This is a genomic window from Polycyclovorans algicola TG408, assembly GCF_000711245.1.
Lineage (GTDB): Bacteria > Pseudomonadota > Gammaproteobacteria > Nevskiales > Nevskiaceae > Polycyclovorans > Polycyclovorans algicola.
In genome coordinates, this window is the sequence record NZ_JOMH01000001.1 from 1,188,073 (window position 1) to 1,211,804 (window position 23,732).

Sequence of the window (23,732 nt, forward strand, 5' to 3'; positions counted from 1 at the left end):
GCCTGCCGGTTCAGGCACGTCGCAACAGCACGTCTGCGGCCGTGGCGTTGTCGGGCAGGCCGCGAAGTTGCAGCAGCATGTACACCGCCATCGCCATGTTGCCGGTCAGCAAGATGGCCAGCAACCAGCCGATGCGCGCCCCCCAGCCGGGCTCTTTGTAGGCGACCCAGACGTAGAACCACGCGAAGGCGAGATAGGCATCGACCAGCGTTGCCCACTGCCAGGCATTGAAGCCGGCCGTCGGGTTGTCGATGATCTCGGCAATCGCCGGGGCAAGGGCGACCACTGAGGTTGCCCAGGAGGTGGCGGCCAGAATGCCGGCCAGCACCACCACCGAGAACACCGTCAGCCGGGTTTTCACGCCGCGCGCTTGAGGCTGATCTGCATCAGGTCGATGCTGCCGACGCGGAAGCCGCATTCGCAGTAGGCAAGGTAATAACGCCACATGCGCAGAAAGCGTTCGTCGAACTGCTGGACGATCTTGTCGCGCACGCCGAGGACCTTGCGGTCCCAGTGGGCCAGCGTGTCGGCGTAGTCCTTGGCAAAGAAGCGCGGGTTGTCCGGCGTCAGGCCGGCCTTGGCGGCAAGGTCCTGGAATCGGCCGGGCGGGCAGAGCATGCCGCCGGGAAAGATGTACTTCTGGATGAAATCGCGCTTGGCCCGGTACTGGTCAAAGATGGCCGGGTTGATGGTGATGCCCTGAATCGCCGCAATGCCTCCAGGTTTGAGCGCCTTGTGGATGGCCTTGAAATAGCCCGGCCAATATTCCTCGCCGACCGCTTCGTACATCTCGATGGAGACGACCCGATCGTAGGTTTCCGTCACGTCGCGATAGTCGCGTAGCTCGAAGCTGATGCGGTCGGCCAGCCCGGCGCGGGCGGCGCGGATTTCGGCTTCGGCGAGCTGCTCGCGCGACAGGGTAATGGAATGCACCCGGCAGCCTGAGTGCTGTGCCGCGTAGATGGCAAAACCGCCCCAGCCGGAGCCAATTTCCAGCAACGTGTGCTCGGGTTTCAGGTCCAGCCGCTCGTACATCAGGCGAAACTTGTTGAGCTGTGCGTCCATCAGCGTCTCGTTGGGCGTGATGAACATGCCCGAGCTGTAGGCCATCGTTTCGTCCAGCCACATCTTGTAGAACTCGTTGCCGAGGTCGTAGTGGTACTCGATATTTTTCTTCGAGCCCGATTTGGTGTTGGACTTGAACTTGTGACCGAGCCACGCGGCGAACCGGCCGATGGGGTTTTTCTCGAACGGACCTTTGTAATGTGGCTCGTTGAGGTACATCACCTGCAGCACGCGGGCGAGGTCGGGCGAGTCCCAGCAGTTGTCGAGGTAGGCCTCGCCAAAGCCGACTTCACCGTTTTTCAGCACGTGCCGAATCATCGCGCCGTTGTGGATGTTGAGCACGCCGTGCAGGTCGGGACGCTCGGCCCCGCCAAATCGGTCCTGCACGCCGTTGGGCCAGGTGACGTCGAGCGTGCCGATGCGGACGCCACGCAACATGTAACGCAACATGCGCAGACCCAGGGTCATACCGCCATCGGCCTTCAGGGACTCGGGCAACTCGGGCGAGAAGCCGTCGCGGGGCAGCGGACGGGGTTCTGATTTGTCAGGCGCGTGGGGGTCTTTCATCAACTGGTCTCGTGCTCGGGAGGCGAGGGTTTGGCGTGGTAACGGGCACCGCGTAGCCACAGTTTCAGCGCTTCCCAGTGAATGCCTAGCACCACTTTCAGGGTCATCCATGGCATGCGCAGACTGTGGGACAAAAGACTGCCGCTGGTCAGCGCGACGCGCTCGGCGGCCAGGATGGCGTCCATCAACGGTGCACCCTCGCGGGTTTCATGAATGGCGACACGCAGGCGCTCGGCAGGTGCCGAAAGCGTGAAGTGATAGCGGCCAACCAGATCGAAGAAGGGCGACACGTGGAAGTTTTTGTCTTTGGCGTGTGGCTGGTCATACGCCAGCGGTTTGCCGTCGGATGCGAGCACGTAGTGATGGCGCTCGCCGAAGGTGTTGTGCACTTCGGCAATCACCGCGCGCAGGTCGCCGTCGGCGTGCTCGCAGTACCAGATGGCGATCGGGTTGAAACCCCAGCCGAGCAGGCGCGGCAGGGCCAGCAGGCGGATGCGGCCGCCGCCCAGTTGCACGCCCCGTTCGGCCAGCACGCCCTCGGCCCAGCCGCGCAGGTCGCCGGACTGATCGCCAAAGTCACGCCGCCGCAAGCTTGCGAGGTTGAAATGGTCGACGGAAAAGCCGCGGGTGCGCGCGGCGATGGCGTCGAGTTTGTCGATGTCGACCAGCAGGTAAAAGATGCGATAAACGAACCGGTAAAACGGTTTCACGTGGCGCCGGTGCATCACCCTGGCGGGGTAGAGGGCGGCGTCGCTCACAGCTGCGCCCACTCCGGCAAGCATTGCGCGTCAACGCCCCGGACAGCCCGCAGCCCCGACTTCAGCCCGTCTTCGTGGAAGCCGTAGGCCGTCCATGCCCCCGCCCACCACAGGCCGCCGTTGCCCTGGATGCCGGGCAGGTCGGCGTGAGTGCGGGTGCTGGCCGGCCCGTAGTGCGGGTGGTGATAGGTGATGTCGTAGAGCACCTGGTCGGCCGGAATTTCACGCTGCGGATTGAGCGTGACGATGTAGTTCACCGGCCCCGGAATGTGCTGCAGCGCGTTCATCCAGTAACTGCCGGAGATCGGCTGGTCGTGAATGTCGTCGTTGGGGTGCAGATAGTTCCACGCGCCCCACGCCAGCTTGCGGCGCGGCAAAAACGAGGTGTCGGTGTGCAGCACGCAGCGGCTGGCGTTGTAGGGCATGCCCGCCAGCACCTTGCGTTCCGCGTCGCTGGGTGCATCCAGCAGCGCCAGTGCCTGGTCGGAGTGTGTGGCGCAGATGACTTGGTCGAAATGCTGCTCGCCGTCATCAAGCACCAAGGTCACGCCGGCGTCGCTGCGGCGGATCTTGCGCACCGGGGTGTTGAGGCGCAGCGCGCCCTCAAAGTCCCGCAGCAGCGCTTTCACGTACTGGTGCGAGCCGCCTTTGACGACCCGCCACTGCGGCTGGTCAAGGGTGTTGAACAGGCTGTGGCTGTCGAAGAAGCGCATGAAGTCATCGACCGGGTATTCGGCCGCTTTCAACGGCGAGCAACTCCAGATCAGGCCGGCCATCGGCAGCAGATAGCGGCTCATCAACTCACGCGAAAAGCCTTCGGCGACCAGCCAGTCGCCGAGGCTGCCGGTGGGCAGCGTGCCGGCGGCCAGCAAAGCCTTGGCACGCTTGTTGAGCTTGAGAATGTCGAACATCAAGCGGTAATGCTTGAGGTTGAAAAAGTTGCTGCTCTGCGCGAACACGGTGAACAACTGGTCCGAGCCCTTCCACTCGTAAGCGCCGTCGCCCAGCGACACGGCAAAGCTCATGCCGGTGGGGCGGGTTACCACCCCCAGTTCCTCGAACAACGCCGTCAGGTTGGGATAGTTGGTGCCGTTGTAGACGATCCAGCCGGTGTCGACGGGCTGCATGCCGCCATCGGGCAGCGGCACCTCGATGGTGTTGGTGTGGCCGCCAACCCGGTCGTCGGCCTCGAACAGCGTGACGCGGTGGGCGCCGTTGGCCGCCAGAAAATAGGCGGCTGACAAGCCAGAGATGCCGGAGCCGATGACCGCAATGTTCATTTGGAAAGACGTCGAAAAAGTGGAGAAACGATGGGCCAATTTACGTCTTCGAGCGGCCTGCGGATGCCGATGCGGCCAATGGCTCAGTCTTCGAGCAGCGGCCCCAGCGTGGTCCACACGGTGTCAAGAATGGCCGGTTGCGATGCGGCGGTGGGGTGAATGCCGTCGGGCAGAAAAGCGTCGCTGTCGGTGGCGAACTTGGCGAGCAGAAACGGCACCAGCGGTGCGTCATTGGCCTTGGCCACACGGGTAAAGCTGGCGACAAACTGCTCGGTATAGGTCGGGCCGTAGTTGCTGGGAATCATCATCTCGAACAGCACCGGCTGCGCCCCTGCCTCGTGGCTCAGGTCAACCATGCGCGTCAGATTGCTCTGCAGCTCGCTGACCTGCAGCCCGCGCAGGCCATCGTTGCCGCCCAGTTCGATCAACACCCAGTCGGGCGCGTGGCGCTCAAGCAGGCGGGGTAGCCGCGCCAGACCGCCTGACGAGGTTTCACCGCTGACGCTGGCATTGACCACGCGGTGCGGCAGGCCTTTTTCTTCGAGACGCGCTTCGAGCAGGGAAACCCAGCCCTGTCGCGCGTCAATGCCGTACGCGGCCGATAGACTGTCACCCAACACCATGATCACCGGCGCGTCGCCCTGGGCGGCCGCCGCCACGTGGCCTGCGCCCAGACTGAACCCCAGCGCGATCAAGACCGTCAATGCTCGAATGAAACCTGTCATCAGTGCTCACCAGTTACGTCATGAAGTGTCCAGCGGCGGTCAGCCGCTGCGCATTTTGAACCAGCTAGACCTGGCCGTCGCCGCGGGCGAACGGGTGGCCATCATCGGTCGTTCCGGCTCCGGCAAGACCACTTTGCTGTCGCTGCTCGCCGGCTTGGACACGCCAAGTGGTGGAGAGGTTTGGTTGAGCGGCCAGCGTATCGACACGCTGGACGAAGACGGCCGTGCCGCCGCGCGCGCCGGCAAGGTCGGCTTCGTGTTCCAGTCGTTCCAGTTGTTGGGCGGCTTCACAGCGTTGGAAAACGTGATGTTGCCACTGGAGCTGGCCGGTCATCGCCGGGCCAGGCAGACGGCGACGGCGGCGCTGTCGGCCATCGGTCTGGGGGAGCGCCTGGGCCATTATCCGACGCAATTGTCCGGCGGTGAGCAGCAGCGCGTGGCCCTGGCGCGCGCCTTTGCTGTGCAGCCGCAGCTGCTGTTCGCCGATGAGCCCACCGGCAACCTCGACACCGCCACTGGCGAAACCATTGTCGAACAACTGTTTGCCCTGAACCGCGAGCACGGCGCGACCCTGGTGCTGGTGACCCACGACCGTTCGTTGGCCGAGCGTTGTGATCGGTTGTTGACCTTGCAGGATGGCCGACTGGTCGAGGCAAGCGGCGCATGAGGCCGGCCGCGGTGGTGGCGCAGGCGCTGCGTCGATTGCGCCGTGCCGGACATTCCGGCGAGCTGGTGATTCTGATGCTGGCGGTGGCCGTTGCCGTGGCCAGCCACTCCGCCGTGGCGCTGTTCAGCGAGCGCATGAGCCAGGCGATCAGTGTGCAGACCGGCGACACCCTGGGGGGTGACTGGTTGTTCAGCAGTCGCAACCCGCTGCCCGAATCGGTGGTCGGCGAGATTGCGGCCTTGTCGCAACAAACCTCGGCGCACACGGTGTTCCCGTCGGTGGTGTTCGTTGACGAGACCTCGGCGCTGGCGTCCATCAAGGGCGTGGACGCAGCGTTTCCAACGCGCGGCACGATGCGCGTCGCCGCGCGGCCCTTCGAGCCCGGCGAGATCGTCCAGGGCGGCCCGCCGCCCGGTGAAGCCTGGGGTGACGCGCGGCTGTGGCAGGCGCTGGGCGTGGATGACCCGGGTGTCAGCGTGCAGCTCGGCAGTTTGGCGCTGACCTTGACGGGCGTGGTCATTGACGAGCCGGGACGCGGCGCGGGCTTTGCCGACCTGGCGCCGCGGTTGATGGTGAACCTTGACGATGCCGCCGCCAGTGGCCTCCTCAACGAAGGCGCCCGCGCCAGCTATGGCCTTCTGGCGCGTGCCGATGCCGAAGGTCGCGCCACACTCGAAACCCTTGAACTGCCCGACGGCGTGCGCCGTACCTCGCCGCAGGGCTCGCGACCCGAGTTGACCCAGGCGCTGGCACGCGCCGACACCTTTCTAGCCGTGGCCAGCAGCGCTGCCAGTCTGCTCGCGGCCGCGGCCATCGCGCTGAGCGCGTGGCAGTTCGGTCTGCGGCTGCGCGATGAAGTGGCCCTGCTGAAATGCCTCGGCGCCTCGGGCGGTTTCATTCTGCAAACCTTGGGGCTGATGCTGGCCTTGCTGGGTGTGCTCGGCGGGCTGGTCGGCGCGGCGCTGGGCTGGGCCGGGCAGGCCGGCATCGCGGCCATTCTCAGCGAGCTGATTCAACTTGAATTGCCGCCGCCGTCACTGGCGCCCCTGTTCGGCGGCGGCGTGCTGGCCCTGTTGCTGGTGCTGGGCTTTGGTCTGCCGCCACTGATGGCGGCGCGCAACACCCCTCCCGCGCGCGTGTTTCAGCGTGCGGCAGCGTCAGATCGACTGGGCTGGGGCACGCGGCTCAGCGGTGTGGCGGCGGTGCTGGCGCTGCTGCTGTGGCAGACCAGCAGCGTCAAGACCGCAGCTGCGGTGATCGGCGGTGGTCTGGCGTTGGCGCTGTTGCTGGGCGGCGTCGGCTTCGCGCTGGTCCGGCTGCTGGGCCCCTTGCGGCAGGCGGGGGGCGCGGCTTGGCGCTTCGGGCTGGGCAACCTGGTGCGCCGCCAGGGCGCCACGGTGGGGCAATTGGTGGCCCTGGGTGTGGCGCTGGTGGCGCTGCTGCTGGTGTCGGTGGTGCAGCGCGACTTGCTCGATGGCTGGCGTGAGCGGTTGCCCGAGGGCACGCCGAACCAGTTCTTCATCAACATTCAGCCCGAGCAGGTTGAGCCCCTGAAGGCGTTCTTCACCGCGCGCGACATTCCCCCGCCGCGCTTCTGGCCGCAGGCGCGGGGTCGGTTGCGGGCGATCAACGACGAGGCCGTTACCGTCGATTCGTTCGACGATCCGGAAACCCGGCGCTGGATCAACCGTGACTTCAACTTGTCGTGGAGCGCGGTGCTGAATGATGACAACCGTGTCCACACCGGCGATTGGTGGGGTGACGAGGGTGACGGCCAGCCGTGGCTGTCGATCGACGATTACGTGGTCGAGCGGCTGGGTATCGGCCTGGGCGACCGCCTGACGCTGGACTTCGCAGGCGAAGCGGTCACCTTGACCGTTACCAGCATCCGCAGCGTGCAATGGGACAGTTTTCAGCCCAACTTCTTCTTGCTGGCGCCGCCCGGCGCGCTCGATGACGGCGCCGTGCCGACGCAGTATCTGACCAGCGCCTACCTCAGTGCCGAGCAGCGGCCGGTGCTGCGTGATCTGGTGGCTGAGTTCCCCAACGTCACGGCGCTGGACATCGACGCCTTGCTGGCGCAGGTGCGCGGCATCATGGACCGCATCGTGCGCGCGGTGGAGTTGATCTTTTTGTTCGCGCTGGTCGCCGGGCTGCTGGTGCTGGCCTCGGCGATGATCGGCACCCGCGACGAGCGCGCCCGCGAGGTCGCCCTGCTGCGCACGCTGGGCGCACGGCGCTCGGTGATCCGTGCCGGCCTGCTCGCCGAGTACGCGGTGCTGGGCCTGCTGGCGGGATTGACCGCGTCGCTGACCGCGCAAGGCGTGGGCTGGGTGCTGGCCACCCAGGTGTTCGAGATCGGCTACGGCCCGCGACCGCTGATCTGGTTGGGCGGGGGGCTGGCCGGTGCCGCACTGGTCACGCTGATGGGGCTGCTGAGCGTTCGCCGCGCGCTCAACACGCCGCCGGCGCATGTGTTGCGCGGTGCCTGAGGGGGCCAGTGCAGCGCTTCCAACATTTGATTCGATCTGGCGCCGCAATTCCCCCGTTGCTTGCCGCGCTCCGGTTCGGGTGGTACGCTCCGCGCCCTTTTTTGCCGTCGGTTTCTAGAGCCTCGTCATGTCAAAACGTACCTTTCAACCCAGCAAAGTCCGCCGCGCACGCACCCACGGTTTTCGTGCACGTATGGCCACGCCGGGCGGCCGCGCCGTGATCAACCGCCGCCGTGCCAAGGGTCGTAAGCGCCTCGCAGTCTAAGCGGGCCGTTTCGACCGTTGATTGATTCGGGGACGCTCCATGAACCGCTTCCCCCGCAGCGCCCGTTTGCTCACGCCGGCATCTTTCAAATCGGTGTTTGCCGACGGGCGTCGTTTCAGCTTTCCCGGCGTGACCGCCGTGGTCCGCAACAACGCTGAAACCCATCCCCGCCTGGGGCTTGCCATCGCCAAGAAGTCGCTCAAGCGCGCCGTCGACCGCAACCAGGTCAAGCGGTGGGCGCGCGACAGCTTCCGCTTGCACGCGAGTGGCCTGACGGCCGTCGACGTGGTGGTGTTGGCCCGCGCCGATGTTGGCAAGCTGCCGCCCGAGCGCATCCGCGAGAGCTTCGAGCAGCTCTGGTCGCGGCTCAAGGCATGATCGGGGCGCTCAAAGCGGGACTTTCGGCCGTCATGCTGGGCCTGATTCAGGTCTATCGCCACGCCATCAGCCCGCTGTTGCCGCCGCGCTGCCGGTATTATCCGACCTGCTCGCAGTACGCCGTTGAGGCCATCACGCTGCACGGCCCGTTTTCGGGCGGGTGGATGGCGTTCAAGCGCATCCTGCGTTGCCACCCGCTGCGAGAAGGTGGGCTGGACCCGGTGCCGCCGCGCGCTTGTTCTTGCGGGTCATCCCATCCTGACGAGGCCAGTCGCCTCGCATCAAACAAGTAACCCAGATCGAATGGAAAACCGTCGTTTCATCCTGATCGCCCTGCTGGCTGTGGTGGGCTTTTTTATGTATCAGGCGTGGCAAGCGGATTACGGCAACGCCAATGGCAACGGCAACGGCAACGGCGTTGCGCAGAACGACACGCCACCGCTTCCCCCCGCCAGCCCCGACGATGTACCGGTGGCGCAGCCGGCGGATGCCGGTGAGTCCACGGGGGATACGCCGAACGATATCGACCTGCCTGAGGCCGTTCCGGCGGCCGCGCCAGCGCAAGAATCCGCAGCCGAGGCCGATCCCAGCGCGCGCGCCGTGATCGAGACGGACCTTGTTCGCGCCGAAGTCGCACTGCAAGGCGGCCAGTTGCGACGCCTGGAGCTCAAGGGGTACGGCGAGTCGGCCGAGCAACCCGATGTAGACCTGTCGCTACTCGACGACCGCATGGGGCGGTTGTTCGTTCTGCAAAGCGGCTTGGTCGGCACCGAGTCGGCCTTGGTCACGCACCTGACCGAGTTTCGCACCGAGATCCCCAGCGTGCGCCTCGCCGAGGGCGAAGACGCCGTCGAGCTGGTGCTGACCGCCACCGTCGACGGCGCCGAGGTGCGCAAGATCTATCGGTTTGAACGCGACAGCTATCGCGCCGAAATTCGTCATGAGGTGACCAACACCGGGTCGGCGGCATTGGCGCTGAGCCCTTACGCGCGCTTTCAGCGTACGGCGTTCTTGACCGGCGGCGAGCCCAAGTTCGCCATGACCTTCACCGGCACGGCGTTTTACGAACAGCGTGAAGACGGCGACGGTTATCGCTTCGAGAAGATCAAGCTCGACAACATTGCCGATGACGCTTTCGAAACGCAGCAGACCGGCGGCTGGATCGGGTTTCTGCAGCACTATTTCGTCACCGCCATCCTCAACGACGAAGACGCCGTGGCGACCTTTGCGGCGCGCCCGGCCACCGATCAGGGTTACTTTGCCCAATACGTGGGCGCCAGCCAGAGCGTTGCGCCGGGCGAACAGCAGGTGTTCGTCACTCCGTTCTTCGCCGGACCCAAGTTGCAGGACCGCCTCCCCGATGTGGCGCCTGGCATGGCCTTGACCATCGACTACGGGATTCTCACGCCGATTTCGGGCCCGCTGTTCTGGGTGCTCAACAAGTTTCACTCGCTGACCGGCAACTGGGGCTTCGCCATCATTCTGCTGACGCTGCTGGTCAAGGGCGCGATGTACAAGCTCTCGGAAGCGCAGTACCGGTCGATGGCGAAGATGAAGAAGTTCGCGCCGCGCATCGCCGACATTCGCGAGCGCTACAGCGACAACCGTGAAGCGCTGCAGAAGGCGATGATGGATCTCTACAAGAAAGAGGGCTTCAACCCGCTGGCCGGCTGTTGGCCGCTGCTGCTGCAGTTCCCAGTGTTCATCGCCTTGTACTGGGTGCTGCTGGAGTCGGTCGAACTGCGCCAGGCGCCCTTCATCTTCTGGATTCAGGATCTCGCGCTGCCCGACCCCTGGTTTGTCTTGCCGGTGCTCTTCGGTATCTCGATGTGGGCGCAGCAGAAGTTGTCTGGCCAACAGATGATGGACCCGACCCAGCAAAAAATCATGATGGTGATGCCGATCATGCTGGCGGCGTTCTTCACCTTCTTCCAGTCCGGCCTGGTGCTGTACTGGTTGACCTCCAACCTCATCGGCATCACCCAGCAGTGGTTCATCGTCCGCAAGCTGGAACGTGAAGACGCGGCCAAGGCCGCCATACGACGGTAGGTGAATGAACCCGCGCCGCCGCCCGCCCGGTGACACCATCGCTGCGGTGGCCACCGCGCCGGGGCGGGGCGGCGTGGGTGTGCTGCGGTTGTCCGGACCGGCAGCATTCGAGATCGCTGCCGCACTGACCGGCGAATTGCCGTCGCCGCGCACGGCGGCGCTGCGCACTTTTCGCGATGCCGATGGCGAGGCGCTCGACCGGGGCTTGGTGCTGTGCTTCACGGCGCCCGCCTCGTTCACCGGCGAGGATGTGGTCGAACTGCAGGGCCACGGCAGCGCCGCCGCACTCGATGGCCTGCTGCGCGCGGCCTGCGTCCTCGGTGCCCGCGTTGCCCGGCCCGGTGAGTTCTCGGAGCGCGCTTTTGTCAACGGCAAGCTCGATCTGGCGCAGGCCGAAGCCATCATTGATCTGGTCGATGCCGGGTCGGCGCGCGCCGCGAAGGCTGCGTTCCAGTCGCTGGAAGGGCGCTTCTCCACACGCATCACAACGCTGGCTGAAGGCCTGGTCGCGGCGCGCGTGTTCGTCGAAGGGGCGCTCGATTTCTCCGATGAAGACATCGACTGGTTGGCTGACGCCGGGCTGCACGATCGTCTTGCGGCGCTCGACCATGCGCTCGTCCAGTTGCTGGCCGACGCCCAGCGCGGCCGGGTGCTGCAACAGGGACTCAGGGTGGTGCTCAGCGGCGCGCCCAATGTCGGCAAGTCGACCCTGCTCAACCAGTTGGCCGGGGTTGATGCGGCCATCGTCACCGAGGTGCCCGGCACCACCCGTGATGTGCTGCGTGAACACCTCACCCTCGATGGCCTGCCGGTCACCCTGATCGACACCGCCGGCCTGCGCGACACTGACGATGCCATTGAGGCCGAGGGCATCCGCCGTGCCTGGAAGGCCATCGAAAGCGCCGACCTCGTGTGGTTTCTGTTCGACGACCGACAGGGCATGAGTGCGGACGATGCCGCGCTGCTGGCCCGCCTGGGAGATGACCGCCCCTGCTGGCGCTTGGCCAACAAGGTGGATCTGAGCGGCGGCGAGCCGGGCTGGCGAGCCGACGCAGCGCTGCCAACCCTGGGCTTGGCTGCCAAGTCCGGGCAGGGCATTCCCGAGCTGGTCACCGCGCTGCATCGACACGCCGGGCTCACCGGCTCCGAGGAGCCCTTATTCACCGCCCGCACCCGGCATGTCGATGCCTTGCGCCGCGCAGCCGAACACCTGGCCCGCGCACGCGATCACCTGGGCCAACAAGCCTTCGCCGAGCTGGCGGCCGAAGAACTGCGCCTCTCCCACGATGCGCTGGGCGAAATCACCGGGCGTTTTACCCAGGAAGATCTGCTGGGGCGAATTTTTGCCGGGTTTTGTATCGGCAAATGATCATCCGCCTCGCCGCCGACGCCGTGCTGGTTATCCACCTCGCCTTCATCGTGTGGGCGGTGCTGGGCGGACTGGCGGTGCTGTGGCGGCGCTGGATGCTGTGGGCGCATCTGCCGGCGCTGGGCTGGGGCATCTGGATTGAACTCAGCCACGGCATCTGTCCGCTGACCCCGCTGGAGAATTACTTTCGCGACCGCGCCGGGCAGGCGGGGTATGACGGTGGCTTCATTGATCACTACCTGGTGTCGCTGATTTACCCGGCCGGTCTGACGCCGACGCACCAGTTCGGACTCGCGTTGGCGCTGGTGCTGATCAACGTCGTGATCTACGGATTTGTCTGGCGTCGCTGGCGGCGGCGGTATGCTTGAGCCTTGACCCGACCCGACCTGCAGCCGCCCCATGTCCCAACCGTTTCGCTTCTGCCCGCAATGCGCCACCCCCCTTGAGCTGTCGTTTCAGGGCGACCGCGACCGGCTGGCCTGCCCGGACCGGCGCTGCGGCTTCGTGCACTGGGACAACCCGACGCCGGTGGTGGCGGCCATCGTCGAGCACCAAGGGCAGATCATTCTGGCGCGCAACGTGGCGTGGCCGGCATCGTTTTACGCGCTGATCACCGGCTTTCTGGAGCGCGGCGAAACGCCTGAGGATGGCGTGCAGCGCGAGGTCGAGGAAGAGCTGGGCCTGACGCCGCAGGGCGCGCATTTTGTCGGGCTTTACGAGTTTCACCGCATGAACCAGTTGATCATCGCCTATCACGTGCCCGCCACCGGCACGGTGCGGCTCAACGAAGAACTGGCCGACTGGAAACACGTGCCGTTCGACAACCTTCACTACTGGCCGGCCGGCACCGGCTACGCCCTGCGTGACTGGGCCGAGGCGCGCGGCTATTCCGCCAAGCGCATCGAACTGCCCGCAAAAATGCAGGCGCCACAGGCTGGAGAGACCGCACAGTCATGAACCCGATCAATTTTCCAAGCGTCACCCGCGTCGCGTTGTTGGCTGCGGCCCTGTCGTTGGGTGCGTGTGCCAACGGCCAATGGCCGTGGGCGACGACTGAAGTCGATGAGGTCGAACAGATGAGCACAACATCGCAGCCGGGCCATGTCACCGACATGGAAGGTTTCGCCGCCTTCATCGACCTGCGGCCCACGCCAGACCAGTTCCGCTCGCGCTATCCCGACGTGCAACTGGTGATGCCCGGTGACATCACCACCAAGGAGCTGCGCTTTGACAACAGCCGCTTCTTTGCCGAGTTGGACGACAGCGGTTTGATTACCGGCGGTCGCTTCCAGTAGGCGCAGCAGGCGGCAGGGCATGGCGCGCGACCGGGGTCACGCATTCGACAACGCCGCCGCGCGCCGCGAGGTGCTCAAGGTGATTGCCGCCATTCCCCCTGGCTGCGTCGCCAGTTACGGACAGGTGGCTTTTGAGGCCGGGTTTCCCGGTCGCGCGCGCTGGGTCGGGCGGTTGCTTTCCGAGGGTTTGGCGCAGCACAAGGGCTGGCATCGCGTGTTGCGCAACGACGGCATGTTGGGTCTGCCGAAGGTGAGCCCGGCGCATGTCGAACAGCGGTCAATGCTGGTGGCCGAAGGACACGTGTTTCGCAATGACCGGGTCGACATCGCGGCGCGCCGCTGGCGACCGCGCAGCGACGCGCCACTGGTTGACTGAGCGCTACCAGATGCTCACCCGTGCCTCGGGTGCGAGATAGAGCGGCGCGGTCTCGTCGATGTCGAAGGCGTCGTACCACGCGTCGATGTTGCGGACGATGCCATTGGTGCGGAACTCGTCCGGCGCGTGTGGCCCGGTTTTCAGGCGGGTGATCATTTCTTCTTCGCGGAAGTTGCGCGCCCACACCTGGGCCCAGCCAATGAACAGTCTTTGTTCGGCAGTCCAGCCGTCGATGATCGGCGGCGGCAGCTCGCCGGCCGACAGCAAATAGGCTTTGCGGGCAATCGACAGGCCGCCGAGGTCGCCGATGTTTTCACCCAGCGACAACGCGCCGTTCACGCAATGACCGTCCAACGGGCAGTAGTCGTTGTACTGCTCGACCAGACGTGCGGTGAGCGCGTCGAAGGCATTGCGGTCTTCTTCGGTCCACCAGTTCTTGAGGTTGCCGTCGCCGTCATATTTGGAGCCCTGGTCGTCGAAGCCGTGACCAATCTCGTGGCCGATGACCGAACCAATGGCGCCGAAGTTGATGGCGTCTTCGGCGTCCAGGTCAAAGAACGGCGGCTGCAGAATGGCAGCCGGAAACACGATCTCGTTCATCGTCGGGTTGTAGTAGGCGTTGACGGTTTGCGGCGTCATGAACCACTCGTCGCGATCCACCGGCTGGCCGATCTTGCCGCGCTGGCGCTCGGCCTCGAAGGCTGCCGCGCGGCGCAGGTTGCCGACCAGATCACCCTCTTGCACCTGCAGCGCCGAGTAGTCGCGCCACTGGTCGGGGTAGCCGATTTTGGTGTTGAACTTGCCGAGCTTTTCCAGCGCTTTCTTGCGCGTGTCTTCGCCCATCCACTCCAGTTCGGCAATGCTTTTGGCGTAGGCCTGCGTGAGGTAATCGACCAGACGTTCCATGCGCGCCTTGGCCTCGGGAGGGAAGTGCTCTTCGACGTAACGCTTGCCCAGGGCCTCGCCTAGCGATGACTCGACCGCCGACACGGCACGCTTCCAGCGTGGCCGGTTTTCGCTGACGCCGCGCAGGGTGCGCGCGTAAAAATCGAAGTGCGCTTCGACTAGGTCGGCCGACAACGCCGGAGCGAACTCGCGCATCACACCCAGTACGAGGTAGTGCTGCACGGTGTCCCATTCGGTGTCGCCCAGCGCGGCCGCGAGCTCGGTGATCGCCTCCGGCTGCATGACGATCAGCGCGTCACTGCCGTCCAATCCGGCCGCGGTGAGCGCGGCACGCAGGTCGAAGTCGTCGGTGAGTGAGTTGGTGTCGTCAAGGCTGAAACGGTTGTAGGTGCGCTCGCGGTCACGGGACTCGACGCGCGTCCAGTGTGCCTCGGCAAGGCGGGTTTCGAGGGCCATGACGGCCTCGGCGGCCTTTCGGGACTTCTTGCCGTCGTTATCATCCTCGATGGGAACGATGCGGCTGAGCATGTCGGCCAGATAGTCGACATAGGCGGCGCGGATGGTGTCAAAGCGCTCGCCTTCATCGAGATAAAAACTGCGGTCGGGCAAGCCGATCTGCCCGCCCTGATGCAGGTAGGCAATGTACTTCGTGGCGTCGCGTGCATCCTGCCCGACCCAGAACGACAGCGGCTGCGGCAGGCCTTTGGCCGCCCACTGGCCGAGGAATTTGGGCAGCGCATCGACCGACTCCAGTGCGTCAATCTCGTTCAGCAGATCCCGCACCGGCTTCAGGCCTTTGACCTCGGCCATCTTGTCGTCCATGAAGCTGCGATAGAACGACGCCAGTTGCTGCGCTTCCGGGTCGTCATGCTTGTCAACCTTGGCCAGGCGCTCGAGCAGCGCACGAATCTGTAACTCGGCGCGGTCGGCCAACACCGTGAAGGCGCCGTAGCTGGAGCGATCCGCGGGAATCTCGTTTTCGGCCAGCCAGGTGCCGTTGACGTAACGGTAAAAGTCTTCGCCCGGCGCAACGTCGCGGTCAAAGTGGGCTTCAATCACGCCCGAGTGCGGCGGTGGCGGCGGAATCTCTGACCGCTGGTCCGGTGCGCGTGTCGGCGGCGCCTGGTCGCAGGCAGCAAGGCCGGCGGTCGCCAGCAGTAGCAGGGGCAGGCAAGACTTCAGATGCATCATGTTGGCAGCAGCTCCGGGTCGGGCTTGAAGGCGTCGCGAATGCGCGCTTGGGCGCCCTAAAAATAGCCCATATCGGAAAGGACCAAGCAGTTCGCCCACGTTCTCCCATGGTGAGCGTAAGCCGCTGAGGAGATCCGGCCCTGAATGCGGACCGCCTGCCGCAACACCTGCGGCAGGCGGTCAGGTCGCCGGACGGGGCTTCAGACCCAGCGGACGTCGTGCGCGCGGGGTGGGCTGGCGCGCTGCGCCCAGCTCGGCGATGTAGCGGTGCAGGGTGGCGGTGGCTTCGGCGCGACCGTCACCGGCGTGGTCGCGCATGTGGCTGCGGTACTGGGCGTGATGGGTCAGAAAGCGGTCCACGTCCGATGGGGTCAGGCGCTTCAGGTCGGCGCGCATGCCGATGCCCATCCGCTCAATCATGTGGGCATTGAGTCGTTGCTCGAAGGCATCTTCCGGCGCGGCAAGGAACGGTTTGCCAAAGTGCATCGCCTCGCCGATCAACTGGTTGCCGGCGGTCGACAGCACTGCTTTGCAACTGGCGAGGTCGCGCAGAAACCACTCGTTGGAGGGCGCGCGAAAGTCGAGGTTGTCGACGGTGCCACGATGCGGAGTGCCGTAAATCACCACCGGACAGTCGAGCAGCCGCAGCGCGCGGTCGATGTGGGCGCGGTACTGGTGCTCGCCCTTGTTGAAATAGCACAGCAGAAAATCGCCATCGGTCGGCTTGAGGCGCTTCACCTCGTCACGCAGCATCGGCCCCACCACCTTGACGCCGGGATAGGCGCCTTCGGCCGGGTAAAAGCTGGCGATGAGGATGCGCTCGGGGATGCCCATCAGTTGCCGATAGCCCATCGCATCGCGCATGCCCGACAGCCACAGGTCAGGCGGAAAGTGCGGCTTGCAGTAGGCGATGATGCCCACGTGATCAAAGCTGATGCGCGGCAGTTTGAGCTTCTGTGCGATACGGTGGGTCCAGGCCTCGGAGTCACTGATCACCAACTGGATGTCGCGGCTGCGGAACTCGCGTTCAACCTGCTCGGTGCCGTGCCCGCCAAACAGCAGATCGGCCATCGGCGCAACGTTTTCACCGACCGTGCGTGTCACCGAGTGGCCGCCGGCCTTGTTGTAGCGGTAACCGATGGTGGGGATGCGCACCGTGGGGTAAAGCGGTGCCAACACGTCGAAGGCATCGCCACCGGCAAACACGGTCACTTCGTGTTCGGCGGTCAACGATGGCAGCACGCTCAGGGTGCGCATCGCATGGCCGCGACCGTAGCCCATCACGCCATAGGCAATTCGCATGATCATCTCTCCGATGGATCTGCGCGCAAGGCTAGGTCGGGCGCATCACCAAACCATGACAGTGCGATGACGGATTGATGACAGACGTGCACAAAAAAGGGAGGCCTTAAGCCTCCCTTGGTGTTTCCGCAAGGCGCCTCAGAAAGCGACGCGAACGCCGACTCTGAAGCCGTCGTTGTCGACGTCGCCGCCGGCGTCCGGCTCCAGCGTCAGCATCCGGTACTCGGCGAACATACCGATCAGGCCAAGGCCGACGCGCGCGCCCAACAGCAGCTCGGTCATGTCGGCGTCGTCGAGCCAGCCCAGCCCGGCGCGACCGTAAACGCTGACCAACGGCAGGTTGGTTTCGAGACCGACGAAGGCGCCGTAGCCGTCCTGATCGGTGCCGGCCAGGTCGAAGTCGAGGTACTGGATTTCGCCAGTCAGGTCGAGCAAGGGTGTGACGCCAAAGCTCATGCCGCCGCCAAGGCGGGTTTCTTCGTAGTCCTCACCATTGTCGAGTTCTTCATCCAGGTACTCGGCGCGGGCAAACAGGCCGGTGCCTGGCAGATTGACGCGGCCGCGCAAGCCAAAGCCGTCGCTGTCTTCTTTGGCCCCGCCAGCATCAAATTCGCTGAACGAAGCGTAGCCTTCAACCGATGCCAACAGCTCGGCGTTGGCTGCAAACGGCAGGGCTGTGAATGCTGCCAATGCGATGAACTTTTTCATTTGATTCCCCTTCTCCAATGGTCGGACGCAACATGCACCACGCTGGTGCGCGTGGGCGAGTCTAACGCGGCTTCTTGACTGTTCGCTGACTGCCCTTTTTCACCAGTTTTGCGTAGTAAAAACCGTCGTGATCGTCGCCCGGCGCGATGCGCAGACCGCAGCGTTCGGCGTGACCCACCGGGCTGGCGATGGCGGCAGGGCGACCATCGGGTGTTTCCATCAAAAAGGCCCGGACAATGTCGTCGCCTTCGGCCCGCAGGATCGAGCAGGTGGCGTAGACCAGCACGCCGTCAGGCTTGAGCAGCGGCCACAGCCGACGCAGTAACCGCGCCTGGGTGTCGCCAAAGGCTTTCAGGTCGGTGTCGCGGCGCAGCCACTTGATGTCGGGGTGGCGGCGAATCACGCCGGTGCCCGAGCAGGGAGCATCGATGAGGATGCGGTCGAAGCCTTTGCCGTCGGACCAGCGGCGCACGTCGGCAGCGTCGCTCAACAGTAATTCGGCGTGCAGGCCCAGGCGCCGCAGGCCGTGCTGCATCTTGCCGAGGCGCGCCGGGTCGTGGTCGAGGGCGACGACGCTGACGTCGGCCCGTTCCAGGGCGTGCGCGGTCTTGCCGCCGGGCGCCGCGCAGGCGTCGAGCACGCGCTGACCGGGCATCAGGTCGAGCAGTTCGACGGCCAACTGCGCCGAGGCGTCCTGTACCGACAGCGCGCCGGTGTCGAAGCCCGGCAGTTGCCGTACGTCGCACGGTTGTTCGAGCCGCAGCGCATCGGGCAGGCCCGGCACTGGGCGTGCCGGATGGCCGGCGGCGGCGAGCGCTGCCAATGCGGCTTCAAGCGTCTGTTGGCGGCGGTTGACGCGCAGGGTCATCGGCCCCTGGACGTTGCCGGCGGCCAGCACGGCATCGCTGTTTGCCCCCCAGTCGGCCTCGATGGCGCGCACCAGCCACGGCGGGTAGGAATGGCGCACGCCGGGGTCGGCGGGTACCGCGTCGATGACCGCCTGGCGTTCGCGCTGCACGCGGCGCAGCACCGCGTTGATGAGCCCGCGCACGCCCGACAGGTCGAGCAGTGCGCAGGCATTGACGGTTTCGTTCAGGGCCGCGTGGTCGGCCGTGTCCATTTCCAGCAGTTGATACAGGCCGCACAGCAACAGCGCCTGCAGCGGCGTGCCGGGCTGGGGTGGACGCTGCATCAGCGGCTCAAGCTGCGCCTCCAGCCGTCGCCGATGGCGCAACACGCCGTAGGTCAGCGCGCGCGCAAAAGGGTCCGCGTCGTGGGGCAGGGCATCGTCGAGACTGCGGCCGGCGTGTACCGCCACCAGGGTTTCAACGGCGATGGCGCGCGATCGCGCCGGGGTGCTGGTGTAGGCCATAGGCGGCAATGGTAAGCCGCGCCCACAACCGGATATGTCCGGAATAGGTTGAGGAAAGGTGCGGAATAGCCGGAAGGGTTGGTCGCACACCACCTCCGGAGACCTTCAAGAGCCGTAGTGGTGGCGAGGTCTTCATGCTTGCCAAGCATCCCACGGCGGCACTCTGGCAGCAAGGAGCCCTCTGCTGGCGGTAGCTGGCCGCAGGCCGGGAGCGAACGAAGGGAGCGGAAACTGGGAGTGCCGCGAGAGCAGGTCTATCCACAGGACGCCTCGTGGCACTTCCATCGCGTCCGGCATAAAGCTGGCGATTTGCTCTGTCAGATGGGTAGGTGACGATCCATCCAATTGCCCCAGTTGGTGTGCCAGCCGTCGAATCCCACCTCTTTGATCAGTGGCTCCTTAAGCGAACGCCTTCCGGAACAACATCTCGCTCTCGGAATCTCCGAGCGTGAGGACAGTTACATCGTTTAGATCGAAGTCGAATGTTCCATCTCTAATCTGTTCGTCGGCCGTAACCGCCAGTTCGTCCTCGTTGAACGTGGCGATGTACTGAAAGGTCGTGTCCTGCTGGCTACGCCCATAGATGTAGTTCAGCGCCCTGACGACAGTCCTTCTTGAGATGCCGTGGAACGCACCGTCATGAACAAGGAAACGTGGCAAGGGCAAGCGCATGTCAACCGCGTGGAAGAATACGGTCAGATCGTAGGCGACAAGCCGCAGTCGCGCATGCCCTAGCGCATCAGCGCGAGGAATGTGTACCTCGATGCTGACTGGCGACTGATTACGTGATCCGGAGGGTTTGGCTGCGATGTCCAGATACGCACCTTCACGCTCTCCGTCTGTCGTGAGGCTGATCGCCTTCTCGACGATCTCAACAAACAGTTCGCGAATCGAGCGAATCAATGTCTCGACCCCATTGATCGCTTGGACTGCATCACGACGTGCGGTGTCCACATCAAATCCCAAGTCGGTCAACTGACGGTCCATGTCCGACACATCTGCCACGCCCTGAGCCACACGTTCAACTTGTACTTTGCGCTCAGCAAAGCGCTCGAACGCTTCCCGAAGCGAGGTCGTTGCGCCTGCGCCTTCGACTGTACGAAGGAGGCCGGCGCGTTGGGCCTCTAAGTCTGTGAGTTCGCCAAGCGCCCCTTTTCTCGCTTCATCAAGCTCTCTCATCCGTTTGCCGTGAAACCGAAGGCGCTCGGCCGCGAGGGATTCACGGAACGCGATTACCTCGTCCAACTGGCGCTTGACCGCGCTGCCCAACGCACGCGATACGAGGAGGTATTGCTCAGCCACATCCTCCACGTCGATTTCCCTCGTGGTGCTGGTGAAATGGCGGAGTTTTGCGACCTGTCGGTCTGCTCGATCCACCTGCTGACGCAACGTGCTGATTTTGATGTCGAGTTCGGCAATCACCGACGATACTTTCTTGAAATCGTCGAGAAGATTGAAATCCTTCAATGATGCTTCGAGCGCGGCGACTTCTTTCTCGCGTGTCGCAAGGTCGGTTCGGAGTTCACCCAAAGACTTGCCGGTGAATTTTTCCACCTGTTGCACAATGGCTTCGCGCTGCTTCCGCTTCTCTTCGAGACGGTCTCGCTTTTCGCTCAGAACGATCAGTGGCTGATTAGGCAGCCCGAGCAGAAACAGATTCAGCGTCGTCAGTTCACGCTTGTTGGCACCACCGTGCGTCAGAAATCCGACCGGATCGTAGCGCTTCAGATTGTTGAGGTCGTCCTTGATGAAGAACGGCATCAAGGACCGATAGCGATTGCCCGGCAATTGACGTTCTTCGCTGGATGGGAAGAACAAGGTTCCAAGAATTTGCTTTGCCTCGTCTTTGCGGTAACCGTATTCGTCTTCATGCCCGCGCTGCATGAAGATGTGTTGACCGTCCGCGAATTCGCGACGCAAGCGCACGGACACCCCGCTGACTTCGAGATCAAGACAGATTTCGTGCTTTTCCTCGCGCAGGAAATCATATTTCGCGTCCGCGAAGCGGCGCTCGGCTGTGTCGGATACCAGCAAGTAGTCGATCAAACGGACAGCGGACGATTTGCCGATACCGTTGATTCCGCGCTCTTCTTTGTTGCCTGAGTATCGGCCCACGATGAGGTTCAGCCCCGCATGGAATTCCACGGACTGACGCAGGAGCCCAGTTGGTGACCAGAGGCGCTTAAGCATTGTTGCCCTCCGACGCTATCTGGTCGAAAAGTCCCGGCTGCGAGACCTCCGTCATGAGCCGGATTCGGTAGCCTTCCCGCTCGACCGAGCCAACGCTGTACAGAAGGTCGAGAGCAGCAAAGAAATTTGCAGGGGTACGGCGGCGATCACCGCGCAGATGGCCCTCCAGAAGGTCATCCACGATGACCGGGACTTTCTGGCGATGAAGTTGGCGCAAGATGTCCGCTCCAAGGGTAACGAGGCTCATCGTCAGATCGCTTTCTGGGTGCAGAAGCGCCATTCATGCCTCCGATGGCTCTGCGCCAAGCAGGCACTGAGCAAAAAGCCAGAGTACGAAGCCCCGGATGCAAAGTGTCAGTCCATCGTCGTCTCCGGCGTTGTACCGCTGGCGGTAGCGTTGAACCAAAGCGTCGATGCGCTCTCCGAAGGTGGCCCCAGCAGGGGTCTGCTTGTAGTGCTCAACGACGGTTGCCTTGATTCGGTTCAGGTCGGTTTCGCTGCAAGCAGTGAGGAGAGCCATCGCCGCTGCTTGTTGCTCAAACGTTAGCTCGTTGCTTTTCAGTTCAAGTTCGACCTCTGCGGGGCTGTAGTTCGCCCTGATTTTTCGTTCGATGTCTGGTGCCCGTTTGCGATATTCGCCGACATCACCTTCGACACGTTCGGCCATGAGATCGTCGATGATCGGACGCAGGAAATCCCTGCCGATCAAATCTTCGTCGATTTTCAATGATCGATAAAACCGAACGCGCTTATGCCAAGGAAGATTCGACGCCGCTTCCATTACCCGCATGACGCCCCACAACTGACCATCCGTGTGGAGACCCTGTACAAGTAAGGTCTCTTCGGCCGACGGATCGCGATTGATGTACACGCGCCACTGTGGGTACTGAGTTCGCCATTTCGCAGCGTATGCAGCGTAGTCGGACTCCACTTTGGTTTTCAGCTTTTTGAGCTTTGCCTCGTCTGGGCCGTAGCAAGCGATAGCCCGCTTCTCGGATTCGATCAAGCCATCGCAGCCACCGTCGCGTACTTTTCGGAGGTCCTGAAAACCCTGCGTGTCATGGACGAGGTAAAGCAGCAGAACGATCGCATTTTGAAAGTCGAACCCCATCAGGCTGCGAAGCTGAACCCGGACCTGCGTTTCAAGTGGCGTTGTCATTCGAATGCCTGCGCGGAAGCGGGCGACGGATCGCTCAAGGTGCAAATAGGTGGGTCGAACGCGGCGATGGCCCACTGTAAGAGCGCGTGGCGTTCCCTATCATGGAGGCCGACAATCTTGCGCTTTAGCGTTCCCAGTCTCCGTTTCACCTGTTCCCGCTCCCGAAAAGTGTCTCCTATATACGACGTGTCGTGGAGGCTTAACGGCGGCTCATAGTTGAACCACAGCTTCTCGGTCGCCGTTCCGGCCTGCGTTTTGGCTCGGAACGTTGAGGTGTTCCACCCGCCAAGGCGATCATCATAAAGGTCGTTCGGGTACCCTGAAAGCAAAATCCGACAGGGGAGGCTTGTCAAGATGTCGAGTAGCGCCGCGTGGTCTTGCAACTCGTACTCGTGCCGGTAGAGTCGGCCGCCACGGCGGGTCGAGAGCAGGTAGGGGGGGTCGCAGTAGACCAGCTCGTTTCCGGTGAAGCGGTACTCGCTCAGAAAGCGGTGCGCGCAGTCCTGCCTGACCTCATACCGATCACCGAAGGCTGCCTGCCAGCGGGCCACCACGGCACCGTCGATTTCCACGCCAATGTCGCGGCCGGACGGACGCTTGTTGCGAAGGACTGCGCCTGCGCCCAGGTGGGTTTCGATGAAGGTCTCATGAGGCGGCAGCAGATTGATAATGCGCCGGAACGAGAGGCCCTTGCCGCCGGGGTATCGGTTCATGGGCGGACCATCGCTGAATTCTGCGATGCTGTCAAGTTGCGCTGCCGCAGGACTTCTCCCGAGCGCCGCACTCTCTCGCAGGTTCGTTGGGCAACCTCTCTGGCTTGCAACTCGGTGCCGACGATGCCCGCACACTCCTCCCCAGTAGCCCTACTGTGCCCCCTTGCGCGGTGGCGTTGCTGCGCCGCAAGGAGCAGAAAACCACCGTTTTCTTGCAATAGGTCCGAAGTGCCTCAGAACTGCCGATTCCTACTTGTTTTCTTGAAAACAATCCTGTAAAAAATCTACATACCCCAAAGGCACGTTTTCTTGCTAATTGGATACGCCCGCGTCTCAACCGCTGACCAACGCCCCGAGCTTCAGCTTGATGCGCTGCGTGCTGCGGGCTGTGAACAAATCTTTGAGGAACGCATCTCCGGCGTTGTTCGCGACCGACCTGAGCTGACGCAGTGCCTCCGCACGCTGCGTGCGGGCGACACTCTGGTTGTCTGGCGGCTGGATCGACTCGGACGCTCCCTCAAGGACCTTGTAGAGACTATTACCGGGTTGCAGGACCGTGGTGTGGTCTTTCGATCTTTAACTGAGGCCATCGACACAACCACCTCGGGCGGCAAGCTGATTTTTCACATCTTCGCCAGCCTCGCGGAGTTCGAGCGCAGCATCATCCGGGAGCGCACCAACGCTGGGTTGGCCGCTGCACGCGCCAGGGGGCGCAAGGGTGGTCGGAAGCCGAAGCTGACTCAGGCTGATGCGAGGAAGGCCGCAGCGATGCTCAGAGACCCCCTGGTGACCAAGGGCGAGGTGGCAGAGCACTTCAAGGTTTCACGCCCGACGCTGAGCGCCGCACTGGCTCGCTTTGGGTTTTCGGATATGCCCGTCTCACCAAATGAGACGTGTGGCTGATA

Annotated in this window: 25 protein-coding genes; 12 read left to right on the plus strand and 13 right to left on the minus strand. The window is 63.8% G+C overall.

Features of this window, described 5'->3' with window-relative positions; genetic code table 11:
- Nucleotides 1-10 precede the first annotated feature (10 nt).
- The 5 genes from U741_RS0105730 to U741_RS0105750 form a co-directional block, all read right to left on the minus strand.
- Complete coding sequence (locus U741_RS0105730) at nt 11-361, minus strand: DUF1475 family protein (protein WP_029889526.1); 351 nt, start codon at nt 359-361, stop codon at nt 11-13.
- Complete coding sequence (locus U741_RS0105735) at nt 358-1,632, minus strand: SAM-dependent methyltransferase (protein WP_043110206.1); 1,275 nt, start codon at nt 1,630-1,632, stop codon at nt 358-360. The genes U741_RS0105730 and U741_RS0105735 overlap by 4 nt, the downstream gene beginning before the upstream one ends.
- Entirely contained in the window at nt 1,632-2,390 is a 759-nt protein-coding gene (locus U741_RS0105740) for a DUF1365 domain-containing protein (protein ID WP_235200078.1), read from the minus strand. The genes U741_RS0105735 and U741_RS0105740 overlap by 1 nt, the downstream gene beginning before the upstream one ends.
- On the minus strand, nt 2,387-3,670 hold the full coding sequence (locus U741_RS0105745; RefSeq protein ID WP_029889529.1) for an NAD(P)/FAD-dependent oxidoreductase: 1,284 nt from the start codon (nt 3,668-3,670) through the stop codon (nt 2,387-2,389). Before U741_RS0105745 ends, U741_RS0105740 begins: the two co-directional genes overlap by 4 nt.
- A gap of 83 nt (nt 3,671-3,753) precedes the next feature.
- Nucleotides 3,754-4,395, minus strand: a complete 642-nt coding sequence (locus tag U741_RS0105750; protein WP_029889530.1) for an arylesterase — start codon at nt 4,393-4,395, stop codon at nt 3,754-3,756.
- Here U741_RS0105750 and U741_RS0105755 point away from each other — a divergent pair.
- The 11 genes from U741_RS0105755 (at nt 4,382) to U741_RS0105805 (ending at nt 13,286) form a co-directional block, all read left to right on the plus strand.
- Nucleotides 4,382-5,062, plus strand: coding sequence for an ABC transporter ATP-binding protein (locus U741_RS0105755; RefSeq protein ID WP_029889531.1), 681 nt, complete (start codon nt 4,382-4,384; stop codon nt 5,060-5,062). The two genes, U741_RS0105750 and U741_RS0105755, sit on opposite strands and share 14 nt — an antisense overlap.
- Complete coding sequence (locus tag U741_RS0105760) at nt 5,059-7,554, plus strand: ABC transporter permease (protein WP_029889532.1); 2,496 nt, start codon at nt 5,059-5,061, stop codon at nt 7,552-7,554. The genes U741_RS0105755 and U741_RS0105760 overlap by 4 nt, the downstream gene beginning before the upstream one ends.
- Before the next feature lie 127 nt (nt 7,555-7,681).
- The gene (rpmH, locus tag U741_RS0105765) at nt 7,682-7,819 is read left to right on the plus strand and encodes a 50S ribosomal protein L34 (RefSeq protein WP_029889533.1); all 138 of its coding nucleotides are present in this window, start codon (nt 7,682-7,684) and stop codon (nt 7,817-7,819) included.
- A gap of 39 nt (nt 7,820-7,858) precedes the next feature.
- Nucleotides 7,859-8,197: a ribonuclease P protein component gene (gene rnpA / locus U741_RS0105770; protein ID WP_029889534.1), complete on the plus strand. Its 339-nt coding sequence runs from the start codon at nt 7,859-7,861 to the stop codon at nt 8,195-8,197.
- Complete coding sequence (gene yidD / locus U741_RS0105775) at nt 8,194-8,490, plus strand: membrane protein insertion efficiency factor YidD (RefSeq protein WP_084154681.1); 297 nt, start codon at nt 8,194-8,196, stop codon at nt 8,488-8,490. The genes rnpA and yidD overlap by 4 nt, the downstream gene beginning before the upstream one ends.
- A 10-nt stretch (nt 8,491-8,500) precedes the next feature.
- Complete coding sequence (gene yidC, locus U741_RS0105780; RefSeq protein WP_029889535.1) at nt 8,501-10,246, plus strand: membrane protein insertase YidC; 1,746 nt, start codon at nt 8,501-8,503, stop codon at nt 10,244-10,246.
- Between the two features lie 4 nt (nt 10,247-10,250).
- Entirely contained in the window at nt 10,251-11,615 is a 1,365-nt protein-coding gene (mnmE, locus tag U741_RS0105785; RefSeq protein WP_029889536.1) for a tRNA uridine-5-carboxymethylaminomethyl(34) synthesis GTPase MnmE, read from the plus strand.
- Nucleotides 11,612-11,983 carry a DUF2784 domain-containing protein gene (locus U741_RS0105790; RefSeq protein ID WP_029889537.1) on the plus strand — a complete coding sequence of 124 codons (372 nt, stop codon included), beginning with the start codon at nt 11,612-11,614 and terminating at the stop codon, nt 11,981-11,983. Before mnmE ends, U741_RS0105790 begins: the two co-directional genes overlap by 4 nt.
- Nucleotides 11,984-12,014: 31 nt before the next feature.
- Entirely contained in the window at nt 12,015-12,572 is a 558-nt protein-coding gene (locus U741_RS0105795; protein ID WP_052378536.1) for an NUDIX domain-containing protein, read from the plus strand.
- Nucleotides 12,569-12,910, plus strand: coding sequence for a hypothetical protein (locus U741_RS18280; RefSeq protein WP_052378537.1), 342 nt, complete (start codon nt 12,569-12,571; stop codon nt 12,908-12,910). Before U741_RS0105795 ends, U741_RS18280 begins: the two co-directional genes overlap by 4 nt.
- A 19-nt stretch (nt 12,911-12,929) precedes the next feature.
- On the plus strand, nt 12,930-13,286 hold the full coding sequence (locus tag U741_RS0105805) for an MGMT family protein (RefSeq protein ID WP_052378538.1): 357 nt from the start codon (nt 12,930-12,932) through the stop codon (nt 13,284-13,286).
- A gap of 3 nt (nt 13,287-13,289) precedes the next feature.
- Here the strand turns inward: U741_RS0105805 and U741_RS0105810 are convergent, their stop codons facing one another.
- From U741_RS0105810 to U741_RS0105845, 8 genes are all read right to left on the minus strand, one after another.
- Nucleotides 13,290-15,383 (minus strand): M13 family metallopeptidase, encoded by a 2,094-nt coding sequence (locus tag U741_RS0105810; protein ID WP_029889541.1) that lies wholly within the window; start codon nt 15,381-15,383, stop codon nt 13,290-13,292.
- A gap of 180 nt (nt 15,384-15,563) precedes the next feature.
- Entirely contained in the window at nt 15,564-16,685 is a 1,122-nt protein-coding gene (locus U741_RS0105815) for a glycosyltransferase family protein (RefSeq protein WP_029889542.1), read from the minus strand.
- Between the two features lie 138 nt (nt 16,686-16,823).
- The gene (locus U741_RS0105820) at nt 16,824-17,393 is read right to left on the minus strand and encodes an outer membrane beta-barrel protein (protein WP_029889543.1); all 570 of its coding nucleotides are present in this window, start codon (nt 17,391-17,393) and stop codon (nt 16,824-16,826) included.
- A gap of 61 nt (nt 17,394-17,454) precedes the next feature.
- Nucleotides 17,455-18,765 (minus strand): 16S rRNA (cytosine(967)-C(5))-methyltransferase RsmB, encoded by a 1,311-nt coding sequence (gene rsmB / locus U741_RS0105825; protein WP_052378539.1) that lies wholly within the window; start codon nt 18,763-18,765, stop codon nt 17,455-17,457.
- Nucleotides 18,766-19,164: 399 nt separating this feature from the next.
- Entirely contained in the window at nt 19,165-20,955 is a 1,791-nt protein-coding gene (locus U741_RS0105830) for a DUF2326 domain-containing protein (RefSeq protein WP_084154682.1), read from the minus strand.
- A complete protein-coding gene (locus U741_RS0105835) occupies nt 20,948-21,235 on the minus strand; it encodes a hypothetical protein (protein ID WP_029889546.1) in 288 nt (95 codons plus the stop codon). Before U741_RS0105835 ends, U741_RS0105830 begins: the two co-directional genes overlap by 8 nt.
- Entirely contained in the window at nt 21,236-22,114 is an 879-nt protein-coding gene (locus tag U741_RS0105840) for a hypothetical protein (RefSeq protein ID WP_029889547.1), read from the minus strand. It lies immediately after the preceding gene.
- Complete coding sequence (locus U741_RS0105845) at nt 22,111-22,827, minus strand: DNA adenine methylase (protein WP_029889548.1); 717 nt, start codon at nt 22,825-22,827, stop codon at nt 22,111-22,113. The genes U741_RS0105840 and U741_RS0105845 overlap by 4 nt, the downstream gene beginning before the upstream one ends.
- Nucleotides 22,828-23,136: 309 nt before the next feature.
- On the opposite strand from U741_RS0105845, the gene U741_RS0105850 reads away from it, so the two are divergent.
- Nucleotides 23,137-23,730: a recombinase family protein gene (locus U741_RS0105850; RefSeq protein WP_029889549.1), complete on the plus strand. Its 594-nt coding sequence runs from the start codon at nt 23,137-23,139 to the stop codon at nt 23,728-23,730.
- The last annotated feature ends 2 nt before the right edge of the window (nt 23,731-23,732 follow it).